General features: G+C 72.6%; 10 protein-coding genes and 1 pseudogene. 3 read left to right on the top strand and 8 right to left on the bottom strand.

What is annotated here, in order from left to right:
- Window positions 1-136 precede the first annotated feature (136 nt).
- A complete protein-coding gene (locus ACFV0O_RS04030) occupies window positions 137-694 on the bottom strand; it encodes an SMI1/KNR4 family protein (RefSeq protein WP_380336009.1) in 558 nt (185 codons plus the stop codon).
- 13 nt (window positions 695-707) lie between these two features.
- Window positions 708-1,412, bottom strand: a complete 705-nt coding sequence (locus tag ACFV0O_RS04025) for a DUF6000 family protein (protein ID WP_380336007.1) — start codon at window positions 1,410-1,412, stop codon at window positions 708-710.
- 126 nt (window positions 1,413-1,538) lie between these two features.
- On the opposite strand from ACFV0O_RS04025, the gene ACFV0O_RS04020 reads away from it, so the two are divergent.
- Window positions 1,539-1,763: a hypothetical protein gene (locus tag ACFV0O_RS04020; RefSeq protein WP_380336004.1), complete on the top strand. Its 225-nt coding sequence runs from the start codon at window positions 1,539-1,541 to the stop codon at window positions 1,761-1,763.
- A 55-nt stretch (window positions 1,764-1,818) separates the two neighbouring features.
- On the opposite strand, the gene ACFV0O_RS04015 is transcribed toward ACFV0O_RS04020, so the two are convergent.
- From ACFV0O_RS04015 to ACFV0O_RS04005, 3 genes and pseudogenes are all read right to left on the bottom strand, one after another.
- Window positions 1,819-3,027, bottom strand: a complete 1,209-nt coding sequence (locus ACFV0O_RS04015) for a hypothetical protein (protein WP_380336002.1) — start codon at window positions 3,025-3,027, stop codon at window positions 1,819-1,821.
- A gap of 423 nt (window positions 3,028-3,450) precedes the next feature.
- Window positions 3,451-3,993, bottom strand: a pseudogene (locus ACFV0O_RS04010) (ATP-binding protein); the annotation flags it as partial.
- The gene (locus ACFV0O_RS04005; RefSeq protein WP_380335999.1) at window positions 3,906-4,178 is read right to left on the bottom strand and encodes a hypothetical protein; all 273 of its coding nucleotides are present in this window, start codon (window positions 4,176-4,178) and stop codon (window positions 3,906-3,908) included. The gene ACFV0O_RS04005 and the pseudogene ACFV0O_RS04010, both read right to left, overlap by 88 nt.
- Before the next feature lie 318 nt (window positions 4,179-4,496).
- On the opposite strand from ACFV0O_RS04005, the gene ACFV0O_RS04000 reads away from it, so the two are divergent.
- Both ACFV0O_RS04000 and ACFV0O_RS03995 read left to right on the top strand, forming a co-directional pair.
- Entirely contained in the window at window positions 4,497-5,147 is a 651-nt protein-coding gene (locus ACFV0O_RS04000) for an LPXTG cell wall anchor domain-containing protein (protein ID WP_380335996.1), read from the top strand.
- Window positions 5,148-5,250: 103 nt separating this feature from the next.
- Window positions 5,251-5,772: a hypothetical protein gene (locus ACFV0O_RS03995; protein ID WP_380335993.1), complete on the top strand. Its 522-nt coding sequence runs from the start codon at window positions 5,251-5,253 to the stop codon at window positions 5,770-5,772.
- 90 nt (window positions 5,773-5,862) lie between these two features.
- On the opposite strand, the gene ACFV0O_RS03990 is transcribed toward ACFV0O_RS03995, so the two are convergent.
- The 3 genes from ACFV0O_RS03990 to eccCb all read right to left on the bottom strand — a co-directional run.
- Window positions 5,863-6,732 carry a chitosanase gene (locus ACFV0O_RS03990; RefSeq protein WP_380335991.1) on the bottom strand — a complete coding sequence of 290 codons (870 nt, stop codon included), beginning with the start codon at window positions 6,730-6,732 and terminating at the stop codon, window positions 5,863-5,865.
- 100 nt (window positions 6,733-6,832) lie between these two features.
- On the bottom strand, window positions 6,833-9,946 hold the full coding sequence (locus ACFV0O_RS03985; RefSeq protein ID WP_380335988.1) for a hypothetical protein: 3,114 nt from the start codon (window positions 9,944-9,946) through the stop codon (window positions 6,833-6,835).
- A gap of 166 nt (window positions 9,947-10,112) precedes the next feature.
- Window positions 10,113-11,411, bottom strand: a 1,299-nt coding sequence (gene eccCb / locus ACFV0O_RS03980) for a type VII secretion protein EccCb (protein WP_380335985.1), incomplete at its 5' end; no start/stop codon positions are given.

Here is an 11,411-nt window from a genome sequence, read left to right as displayed (position 1 = left end):
GTCGGCACCGGCCGTCGGCGGCGAGGTGGATCTTCGTAGTCAGCCCGCCGCGGGACCGCCCGATCGCGTGGTCGTCCGGCTCGCCGGCCGGGGCCTGACGGCGTCTGCGCCAACGGGACGAAGCGTTGGTGTTTCGCTATGCGCCGGAGGACAGTCGGTTTGCGGCCTGGTCCCATGGCTGAGGCTCGACCGGGTCGTCCCTGCCGAAGGCGTCCTCCTCGAACCAGCCCGTCCCCGCGAGCCATTTCTCCAGCCACGCTGCGAGGCTGGCGGAGTCGAGGAACCAACACTGATCCCACGATCCGCCGCTATACGGGTTCGGCTCGAAGAGCAGGACCTGACCGTCCTCACTGAGACAATCAACGCCTGCGTACATGGCACAGCCCCAGGTCAGGATCGGTACGACGCCTTCGGGCCACTCCGGGTGCTCCACGCCAACGGACGCTTCACGTCGCGTCAGGTATTCGCCAGCGACGCTGGCGTCCGGACCAAACAGCGGCAGCAGTCGGTAGTCAGGGCCGAAGCCGCCGTCAGCGACCTCGCGATACAGGCGCGCAAGCAGGGGATGCAGCGCGAAGCCCAGTTGCCCCTCGGCCTCCGCAATCTGGGCATCGCCGACAGGCGCGGGAAGGTCCTCGTTGTCCGATGCGGCCCGGCTGGCGACGCGTTGCACGAGGTCATCAATGTCGGTCATGACCGTGATGCTGTCAGAGCCCGCCGACATGTCGACGGCCAGGGCCGCCGGGCGGACTGGTGGGCGACAGGAAGTTCAGAGAAGACGAACAATCAATGCTCGTTTCCAGTGCTGCGAAGAGTTCAGCGCACTCGCTGGCGAAGGAGCACAGCTGGTCCACGAACTGCCGAATACGCTGCGGGTCCCGGTCCCTATGGGGCGGAGCGTCGGTCCACTGCTGCCACAAGCCACCTACGGCAAGGTAGCGGGATGCGTGCTCGGTCCCGAGGGTGGCATCGAGGTGAAGCAGCGCGCCAAGAGCAAGGCCTTGGTCGTAGTCGAGGTCAGGGCGCAGCAAGTAGTGATCAAGGTATCTGCACAGCAAATCTGCGTCGGCACTATCGCCGAACGTGGCAAGAGTGACGCAGTAGGCCGCGCCGGCATAAGGCCCTCCGCTGGCCAGCAGAAGTTCGCCGATACGACTTCGGAACTCGGTCCTGCCAGCTACAACAACCAGCCAGGAGGCAGTCTTACACTCTCGCCACCCACCTTCGAAAAGGATGCCGAGCTCAGCGGGAGTGATCTCCGAGGCAGCCTGGACCAACTCCCTCATGAACAGATCGCGCTCAGGCCCGCTCAACCGCAGCGAGCTTCCACCCAGCCGAAGGTACCGGCGTCCGGGCGTAACGAATCGGCGGACCAAGCCCGACAGCTCAGGGTCAGTGTTGGCGTGACGCATAGCTGCATCCTTGCCCGGGTCAACACCCGGCTGCCAGCGGTTTAACCCCAGGGGCCGCCAAGCGGCGATCGTTAGTTCAGAGAAGCATGCATCCGCTGCCCGCTCCTGCGACCGGATCCAGCCCAGATGCCTCGCCTCACCGAGATCATCACCAATCTCGATGCCCGCATCGCCGAGGCCCAACGCGAAGGCTGGACCGGCGAAGTCGCCGGTCTCGAAGTCAGCCTGTCCTCCGCGATAGAGAAGCTCGCGGCCATGCAGGCCGTCTCCAAGAACGGGCGGACAACCGATCTTGGAATGCCCAGTTTCAAGCCCCCATACGGACGGGTTATCGAGGGGCCAGAATCGTGATCGCTCTGTCCACGATCGCGGCTGACTCCCACTGCCCGGAACGTGCTCGGGCCGCTCAGAACAAGCGGCCGAGGGTGTCATGCCAGGTGGTGAGGGCTTGGGCAAGCTGGGCGGACGCTCCGGCTGCGCCGGTGATGGCGGCCATGGCCAGGCGGGCTCGGCTGAGCGCGCGCGGACGGTCCGGTTCGGCGGCCGCCTCAGCGACATCGGCGACGTGGTCGAGGAGCTGGGCTCGGTGGTCCGCGAGTGCGGGGTCCTGCTGGATGGCGTGGATGAGGTCCCGGAGAGCGGTGGCAGTGTCGCTCTGTCCGTCGCGATCGAGGGCGCCGACGGTGATCTCGATACCCCGGATCGTCTCGGCCACCGCGAAGCTGCTGTTCGTCACCTTGCTGTTGAACGCGCCTACGTTGCCGTTGATGATGACCGGCGCCCGCTGCGAGCCCTGGCCCGATGCTTCGATGTGGTCCGGCATCTGCTTCTCCACCTTCTCGAGATAGTCCAGGCCGAGCGTCAGATAGGCGCCGGCCAGTGCCACCGGGTGGGGTACGGTCCAGTCGCAGAACCGGAGCCCCTGGGTTACTAGTCGAAGACCATCACCTATGTCGTCGTTGGTCAGACCGCGATCTAGAACTGCCGCCGTCGCCGTAACCCACGCCCGAATCGCGGGCACGGTCTGCTCTCCGGCGGCGCGTCGGAGCGCCTGCCCCGCCATGAGCCGCTCGGCGATCTCCTCACAAAACGCACGGCCGACAATGCCGTCCCTGAGGCGTCCGTGCCGCGGCGGATCCCGTTCCACAGGCGCGTCGAGGACCGGCCGCACGATTCTCAGCTCGGAGTACGCCTGAGCTAGCCACACGGCTCGGAAGCGGGCCGTCGTCAGTGCGATCTCGAAGTCCCGACGGGAGACGGTGGGCTCCAACACCTGCTGGAGGCGCTGCTGGTCCAAGGAGGACATGACGAAGAAGGCTTGGCCGGGCGGCGAGCCCCGGAACGTGCACGTGTAAGGAACAGAGGCAATGTAGGGGAGGAAGCGACTGTCGAGAGCCCACCGGCAGACGTGCCGGAGTGCGTTCAGAGCCTCCGGCCTCGGTTGCCCCAGAAAGTCGGTGCCGTTCTCACGCAGTGGGCCGAGAGCATCGAGAATTTCTCGGGCCTCGGACCCACAGTCCGCCAGCACCCCGTACAACCATTGACAGACAAGCTCATCTTCCTGCTCGATGATCCACCTGGCCGCTTCCCCCGCCCCAGCCTCCATGCCTGTCATGGTCCACTGATTCGTCTACAGCTGGCAACAGCCCCGCAACACGGACTACCCGCGCATAAGCGCGCACCGTGCAGGCTCCACTAGCCCACGAGCCCCCGCACCTTCCCCATCGGGCCGGCGCGGAACAGCCAGCCCAGCGGGGCAGGCGGCGTGGGGGTCACTCGCGGGCGATCCCTCAACCTCGTCGACGGCTAGGGAGACAGGCAATTCCCAGGACACTGAAACAGATGTCGGTCACTCACCGTGGTTTCACTACGGAAGTTGAGCCGGAGCCCATTCTCGTGGACAGAGCCCTGTGGGCTCCCCCTCGGTCAATCTGGGGCCCTTGCACCTAACACCTGTGACTCACTACTTTCAGTCACCATAGCCCGCCCCTCAGCGGCCACGCACCAATTGGCACGGCTTCCTTCTTAGTTCAGAGAAGCGTCCGCGGTCGCCTCCCGCGCTCGGGTCCTCGCCGAAGCGGAACTTCGTCGGCTGCTGCGCGGAGCCGGTGTCGATCCCCTCCGTGCTGATCCGGCCGGTCGGGTCGATGCCGGAGGCGGCACCGCCACCTCCCATGCCCGGGACCTGCGCCGGGCCCTGCGGCGCCGGGACGCCGGTGCTCATCTGCATGGCCAGGGAACCGGCGGTCTTCGCCGCTCCGGCCGCGACCGCCATGCCGGCCATGCCGGTGCGGTGCGTGTCGTCGTGGCCGCTGCCGTCCGTCGCCCAGTGGACGAACTTGTAGACGGCGTACGGGCACAGCAGCACCATGACCATGATCACGACACCGGCCATGGCGTCGGACAGGGCGGCCATGCCATCCTTGGCGTCCGTCTTGCCGAGCGCGGAGACGCCGACGAGGAAGACCACCGTCATGAGCAGCTTGGAGACGATCAGGGTGGCGGTGGCCTCGATCCATCCGCGCCGCCACCGCTGGGCGACTCGATGACCACCGGCACGCCGCCCTCGTCCAGCCCCAGCGTGTCGATCCGCCCCTGGTGCCACGGCCCTGTCGGGTACTCCGACGCCAGGAACCGCACCCCCAGCATCGCCTCCAGCGCCCCCTCGACCCGCCGCTGCAACTCCCGCTCCCGCGCCACCGTCGAACCCCGCAGCTCGACATCCCGGCCATCGGTACCCCGCCGGAACACCTTGAGATCGGTCATCCACGCCCCCTTCGCTCGACCGTGTCGGGTTTCCTCTCCGACGTGGCGCGACGAGGTCGACCACCACTGAGCGCGCTTGAGGCGGCGTGGGGCAATGCCTGTGCCCTTGTGGCATCTCATGGAATTCCCGGTGAGGTGAACCGGATCGGGCAGGCTGTCCGTGCAGGTGGGCGAGAGCCGCGTTGCACCGCCGTCACGCGCCGCCGCCACGGCGGGTGACGGCGGTCCGGGCTCGCCGCCTCGCGCGCTCCATCCCATCTCCCCCCGGAGCGCGCGAGGCGTTCCCTGCTCGAAGAACTCCACAGGAGAGAAGCACAGATGAAGCACGTACGGCGGGCGGCCGTGGTCGCCGGGGGCGCGGTCGTCGGCCTCGCACTGGCGGGCACCGGGACCGCCTTCGCATGGAAGCCCAGCGACGCCTCGTTGGAGGTCGGCTGTCGGGCGGACGCCGGCCACGTCGAACTCGTCCTCGGCAACCGCTACAAGGCCGCCGGCGACTACACCCTGAGCCTGGTTGGCGGCTCCGAGGAGTACCACGGTCGGATCGAGGCGAACGCCACCGTCAAGCTGACCGTCAGCTACTCGGGAAAGGGCGACACCTGGCGCTACACCCTGGCGGACACTCACGTGGACAAGAGGGTCGCGGACGCTCCGCTGTGCCCGTCGGCCACCCCGACGCCGACGGGCAGCCCGACCACCACCCCCTCCGTCCCGGCGACCCCGGTCCCGACGCCGACCACGTCGGTCCCGGCCTCGCCGAGCGCCACGCCCTCGGCGACCACGCCGGCCCCGACGACTCCGGGGGCCACCCCGGCGGCCACGCCCAGCGCGACGAGCACCGCCCCGGCCCTGGCCCAGACCGGTGGCGGGGGCAACACCCCGCTCGCCCTGGCCGGTGGCGCCGTGCTGGCCGCCGGTGCGGGCCTGGTCCTCGCCGCCCGCAAGGTCGCGGCCAAGCGTCGCGCCTGACCGAGCACTGAGCGCAGTGACCGGGGCGTCGGGGTCCGGGAACACCGGGCTCCGGCGCCCCACGGCCTTTTTGGCTGCCGGGCGTAAGCGGAAGGGTAACGAGATGTTCGTCGACGGATCCTGGCGGATCATGGTGGTCGGCAAGGATGCCGACTTCGACCAGCGGGCGGTGGCGATCACCCCGTACGGCACCCTGGTGCTGGCCGGCCGGGTGGGGGAGTCGCTCGTGGTCGACGCCGACACCTGGGAGCTGAGGCTCGAACACCTCTGGCCGGGCGGCGGCTGGCGCCCGGACGTCCAGGTGGTGCCCGGCCCGGTGGTCGGCACCCGAGGCGCGCGCAGCCGGGAGATCCGTGCCCGGGACTGCCACTGGCCGGGCGTGCCCGGCACCGACCTGCCGCGCAACCTGGTGCTGCGCCTCGACGCACTCGGCGTCGAGGCCCCGGCCGCGCGGCGGGAGGCGGCCGAGGCGATCGACCCGGCCTCGGCGCCGCTCGTCCGGACCAGCTCGGATCCCGGGTTCGACGTCCGGCGGCCGGCGGAGCGGCGGGAGATGCCGGCCGGTCGGACGGCCCCGGGCGAGGCCTCGGCCCCGGCCGTACGGCGGGCCACCACTGGTTGGTGACAGGGGAGTTGGCGAAGAGGGGCGGCTGTGTGGGCAGCCGCCCCTCGGTCGTGGCCAGCGTCGGTCGTGGCCGGCGTCGGGCGGGCCCCGTCAGCTGTCGATCTTGAACGACTCCCCGTAGACCTTCCAGGCCAGCGGGGTCTTGAGGTCGAGGTTGCCGGCCTTCAGGAACACCAGCTGCTCGGTGTCCACCCGGTCGGTCTCCTCGTGGGCGGCCTCGGTCTTCATCGCGGCCCGGCGGGCGTCGAGGAAGGCCGCCAGGTAGGCCTTCTCGTCGCCGCCCTGGGCCGGGGTCCTGGCCTTCTTCATGGCGGCGGCCCGGATGCCGCCGAAGCTGACCGGCTCGTTGCCGGGGCCGTGCATGACGATGGCGTCGTAGTAGATGAACTGGCCGAGGGCGTGCAGCCCGTCGGTCTGGGCCTGCATCACCGAGGGGTTGAAGTAGACCCGGTCCCGCTCGTCCGTCTGCGCCTGCTGGAAGACCGGGTCCTGGGCGGCCTTCTTCCAGTCCCCGACGAAGTCCGGGTCGAGCCCGGAGTGCGAGGAGGACCCGTTCAGCTTGCGCAGCGCCGGGAGGTACTTGCTCAGCGCGTTGCCGGGCTTGAGTTTCCCGTAGTGCTCGACGAGGTCGAGCATGTCGCCGGTGCCCGAGCAGAAGCCGATGATGCCGGCCGTGTAGCCGCGGCCGTCCTTGATGTCCTCGACGTAGGCGAACTGGGCCTTCCAGTCGAGGGAGGAGTTCTCCGCGCTGGAGACGATCTGCTGGGCGATGTCCTTCAGGTGCGGGTCGTTGAGACCGTCCCCGGCGGTGCTGGTGGCGCTCGCCCCGGGCTTGGGGGGCTGGGTGGTGCGGTGCGGACGGGCGTTGGCCGCCGTGGCGGTGACGGCGGTGATCAGTACCGCGGCCGTGGCGAGGTGCAGGGCCTTGGGCCTGGCTTTCCGGGCGTGTTGGGGCGGCATGCGTCCTCCGGATTCGGTGGGCGGTAGGGGCGGCCGGTGTCCGGAGGCCTCCGGACACCGGTGAACTGCCGCCGGTCCGCTCGGGCGTGGCGTGCCCCGGTCAGGACTCGGCGGGCGGGTCGGGAGTGGGTGGGGCGGCCGGGGCGGCGGGCGGCTCCGGCAGGAGCGCGCCCGGGGTGAGGCGGAAGCGCTCCGGGCGGGCGACCGTACGGCGGTCGGCCGGCGCCACCTTGTCCCGGCGTTCCAGCCAGGCGTGCAGCCGCTTCCGGGCACTGTCGTCGCGTTCGGCGTCCGGGCCCGCCCCCGGGCCGGCGGCCTCCCGCAGCAGCACCCGGGCGGGCCGGGCCGCGCCCTCGCCGGGCACGACGTCGACCACCACGAACCCGGTCCCCGGCGGGAAGGCCACCTGGGGCACCTCCCCGTCGTCGCCGAAGGCGGCGGTGCGTCGGCCGGTGGTCGACCAGACGACGAACTCGACCGGGGTGCCGAGCTGCACGGCGGGCGAGGCCAGGCCGGCGATCGGGCCCGGCTCGACCAGCGCCAGGCCGACCGGGAAGGCCTCCAGGGCCTCCGGCGCGAGCTCGGCCCCGAGCAGCACCGCGCCGTGGTGGCTCGGCAGCCGACGCAGGCCCGAACGCAGGCAGGCGAGGTACGGGCGCAGTGGTCCGGCGGTGCCGCCACGGGCCTCGGCGAGGAGGGCGGCGCGGTCGGCGGGGAGGCCGGAGTCCTCGTGGTGCAGCAGCACGGCCACCAGGTCGGCCTTGAAGTCGTCCTGGCCGGTCGACCGCAGGCCCGGCAGCCGGGTGACGGCGGGCTCCACCCGCCCGGCGCAGCGGTGGTAGTGCTCGCCGAGCATCGCCCGGAAGGCGTCCCGGTCCGCTGCGGCGCTGACCGGGGGCAGGGGCGGGACGTCCGCGGTGGTGAAGTAGTGGGCGGCGAGGGCGAGGGAGACCGGCTCGGGTTCGGGTTCGGGTCCGGGCGCGGACGTCGCGTGGGGCGAGGGCTCCGGTGGCGGCGCGGCCTCCGTCGCCCATGGCCCGGGCGCGGCGGATCCGGCCGTCGCCGTGGTCGGTCCGACCTGGGCCGGTCCGACCCGCGTCGGAGCTTCGGCGGCGAACTCCCCGGCGAACTCCCCGGCGGGCGCGTCGGGTCGGGTGTCCGGCCGGGGCGCTCCGCCGGTGACGGTGTGGCGGGTGGGCTGATCGATGCCGAGTGCGGCCGTCGTCGGCTCGCCGGGTGCCCCGGCGGCGGACTCCTCGACCGTGGTGGCGGGTTCGGATGCTCCGCCGGAGGCGGCGGGCTGGCGGGTCGCGCCCGGATCCCCGGGCTGCCCCGGCTGTCCGGTCGACCCGACTGCTCCGGTCGCGGCCGTCGGGGTGGCCGTCGGGGTGCCGCCCGCTCCGGGCATACCGGCGCTGGTGGCGAAGCCCGCGGGCACGGTCGGCACACCGACGGCCGGTTCGGCCGGCTCGGCGGGCGAGCCCGGCGCGGCGGCCGCGGTGGTGAACCCGGGCGTCGCCCCCGCATCGCAGACCGGCGACTCCGCCGGGGCGACCGGCCCGGTGACGAACCCGACCGGCGCGCCGGTCGCGGTGCCGGACGCCGGGTCGGCCGCGCCGACGGTCGGCTGCGGACCGGGGGCGGGAAGGGCGAACCGCTCGGTGACCGGCGCCGGGACGGCCCCCGCCCAGGAGCCGTTCAGCGCGTAGGAGGCGTGCGCCGCCCCGTCGGGCCCGAGCGCTCCGGCCGGATCCCCGGTGGCGGGCCGGGCCGGCGGGTTGAGCCACACCAGGCCGTGCATCCGGGCGAAGAACCGGGCGCTGCTCTCCGACGCGGAGTCGACCAGGCCGTGCAGCAGCAGCCCGAATCCCCGGGCGCCGGGGCCGGGCATCTCGTCGAGCAGGGCCCCGAGTTCCTCCCAGACGTGGTGCGGGATCAGCCGGGCCTGCTCGCCGACGACGATCAGCGGGCGGGCCGGGTCGGGGCGCAGGAAGCGCGGCGCCCAGGCGTACGGCGGCTCCGGGCGGAGCCAGAGACCGGCCGGGACGGCCTCCAGGCACCAGAACGGGAAGGCGCGGAAGAGCCCCGGGCCCACCGTCTCCCAGGAGGGGGTGCCCTTGCGCCAGGCGGAGCTGACGGTCCGGTGGGGACCGGACGAGCTGAGGCGGAGCAGGAACGGCTCCCAGGAGGCGGCGCCCCGGTGGTCGAGCACGGCGGTGGTGTAGCCGCGGCTGCCCGCGACCGGCAGTCCGACCGCGGCGTGGACCGGGCGCCCCAGCCGCTCGGCGAGGCTGCCGGAGAGCAGGGCGAGCGCGCCCGGGTCGGCCCACGGCGCGCTGACCATGAGCTGGCCGGAGCCGACCGGCAGGGACAGCGCGGCCTCGGTGAACTCCTGCGGGTCCAGCGCCGGCCGGTCGGGCGTGCCGACCAGCAGCGGGGTCGTCCCCGGGGGTGTCGCGAGCTGCTGCAGGAAGGGCATCGACCCCTCGGGCCGGGCCGTGACGTGGTTGAGCCAGAAGCCGGTGGCCAGTCGGTGGACCGAGACCGAGACGGGCAGCGCGCCGGGCCCGGCGGGTGCGACGGCCCGTTCGACGGGCGGTACGGGCGGTACGTGCGGTGCGCCGCCGCCGGGGAGGGCGGGGCCCGGGTCGACCGGGGCGGCGGCCGGGACCGTCTCGCGCAGGCGGCGGGCGCGGCCGCCCGGGGGGCAGCTCCACCAGGTGGCGGGCTCGGTCGAGCCGTTCGGGGCGGTCACCTTGAGCGTGCCGTCGGGCTGGATGGCGACCATGCCGTCCGGGGCGACGACCGTGATCCCCGCCTTGTCGGCGACGACCTCGGCGGGGCGGCGCCCGCCGGGGCCGACGGCGGCCAGACCGGAGGCCGCCAGGATCAGGCTGGACGCGCCGCGGGCCCGGGCGATCATCCCGAGCTCCGCCATCTGCTCGCGCAGCACCGGTGCGGCGTCCGTCGCCGCCGCCACCACGACCAGGGCGTCCGGTACCGGCCGCAGGCCGCCCATGGCGGCCGACAGCTCGCCGTCGGTCACCTCGGGCGGCGCGATGACGAAGTGCGGCCCGAGCACGCGCAGGATCGAGCGGCCCTCGCGGCGGGCGGGTGCGGCCTCGGGCGTGGGGCCGCGGCGACCGAACCAGCGCCGTGGCGCCGGCGCGTCGCCGCCCGGTGCGGAGCCGGACGCGTTCCCGGTCGTGCTCATCGCGGGCCCCGGACGGTTCCGGCGGCGGTCGTGCGAGGCTCCACCTCGGCCATTGGCGTCTGCCTCCCCTGGTCGGTCATCAGGCCCGCGCGGAGGGACCTCGCCCAGCAACACGGGATTGCCGGGCCCCCGGTTCATCCGGGCGCCCGGCAATCCCGGACCGTCCTCAGGCGCCCGCTGCCTCCGTCTCCTCCGGATCGGGAACCCACGCGGTCTGCAGCTGGACGGTGCGCCGGCGGGTGATGTGCAGCGCCCGCCCGGGCGGCAGTTCGCGCGGCTTGACGTTGCCGAACAGCACGCCCTCGCTCGGCGGGCAGGACAGCAGAACCGCCGGGGTGTTGACCTCCTGGAGCCGGCGCAGCAGCGGGTCGCCCATGGAGCGGCCGACGCCGTTGGCGCTGCGCGCCACGATCAGGTGCAGGCCGAGTTCGGTGCCCTGGGCGAGGTGGTCGAGCAGCGGGGCGAACGGGTGGCCGGTGATCGGCGCGGTGATCAGGTCGTAGTCGTCGACCACGATGAACAGCTCCGCGCCGGTCCACCAGTCCCGCAGCTTCAGCCGGGCGGGGCTGATGTCCTCGCCGGGCACCCGCCCCTCCATGGCCCGGGCCGCGCCCTGGACGACCTGCTTGAGGACGTCCACCGCGACGGCGTGGCCGAGTCGGTACTCCTCCGGTACGTGGTCGAACAGGCCGCGCCGGAAGTCGATCAGCATGATCCGGGCCTCGGCCGGGGTGTAGGCCGCGGTGATGCCGTTGATCAGCAGGCGCAGCAGGTTGGTCTTGCCGGACTCGCTGTCGCCGATCACGGTGAGGTGCGGCGTCTCCTCGAAGTCGTGCCACAGCGGGGCGATCTGGCGGTCCTCCAGACCGAGCGGCACCTTCAGCCGGCCTTCGGCGGGGGGCAGCGCGGCGGCCTCCAGCATCAGCGGGAGCATCCGGACCTGCGGGGCGCGCGGGCCGCTCCAGTGGTCGTTCACGGCCTCGACCAGGTCGGCGACGGCGTCGGCGAGGTCGCTCGTGTCGCCGACGCCGTCCATCCGGGGCAGAGCGGTGAGGAAGTGCAGCTCCTCCTCGGTGAGTCCGCGGCCCGGGATCTTGGGGACGGTGGCGGCGGCCCGCATGTTGATCATGGAGTCCACGTTGTCGCCCAGTCGCAGCTCGAACTTGGTGCCGAGCTGGTCGCGCAGCGCGCTGGTCACCTCGGCCCAGCGGGTCGCGGTGATGACCAGGTGCACGCCGTAGTTGAGGCCGCGTCCGGCGACCAGGCCGAGGATCTGCACCAGCTCGGCGAACTCCTGGCGCACGGTGTTCCAGCCGTCCACGACCAGGAAGACGTCGCCGTGCGGGTCGTCGGGCGGGGGGGGGGGGGCGGGGGGGCGCGGGGGCGGGGGGGGGGGGGCGCGGGGGTCAGTGGCAGAGCGCGGAGAGGGTGGTAAGGGGGGGTGGTGTGAGGTTTGTGGTGTGGG

The sequence above is a fragment of the Kitasatospora sp. NPDC059577 genome, assembly GCF_042735475.1.
GTDB lineage: Bacteria > Actinomycetota > Actinomycetes > Streptomycetales > Streptomycetaceae > Kitasatospora.
The sequence above is the reverse complement of the archived record's forward strand: the minus strand, read 5'-3'. Positions and strand labels throughout refer to the sequence as shown.

What these genes read in the sequence shown, in the direction of transcription:
- ACFV0O_RS04020 (WP_380336004.1), top strand. Translation starts at nt 1,539, where the DNA reads ATGCCTCGCCTCACCGAGATCATCACCAATCTCGATGCCCGCATCGCC.
- ACFV0O_RS03995 (WP_380335993.1), top strand. Translation starts at nt 5,251, where the DNA reads ATGTTCGTCGACGGATCCTGGCGGATCATGGTGGTCGGCAAGGATGCC.
- ACFV0O_RS03990 (WP_380335991.1), bottom strand. Translation starts at nt 6,732, where the DNA reads ATGCCGCCCCAACACGCCCGGAAAGCCAGGCCCAAGGCCCTGCACCTC.
- ACFV0O_RS04025 (WP_380336007.1), bottom strand. Translation starts at nt 1,412, where the DNA reads ATGCGTCACGCCAACACTGACCCTGAGCTGTCGGGCTTGGTCCGCCGA.
- ACFV0O_RS04030 (WP_380336009.1), bottom strand. Translation starts at nt 694, where the DNA reads ATGACCGACATTGATGACCTCGTGCAACGCGTCGCCAGCCGGGCCGCA.
- ACFV0O_RS03985 (WP_380335988.1), bottom strand. Translation starts at nt 9,946, where the DNA reads ATGAGCACGACCGGGAACGCGTCCGGCTCCGCACCGGGCGGCGACGCG.
- ACFV0O_RS04015 (WP_380336002.1), bottom strand. Translation starts at nt 3,027, where the DNA reads ATGACAGGCATGGAGGCTGGGGCGGGGGAAGCGGCCAGGTGGATCATC.
- ACFV0O_RS04005 (WP_380335999.1), bottom strand. Translation starts at nt 4,178, where the DNA reads ATGACCGATCTCAAGGTGTTCCGGCGGGGTACCGATGGCCGGGATGTC.
- ACFV0O_RS04000 (WP_380335996.1), top strand. Translation starts at nt 4,497, where the DNA reads ATGAAGCACGTACGGCGGGCGGCCGTGGTCGCCGGGGGCGCGGTCGTC.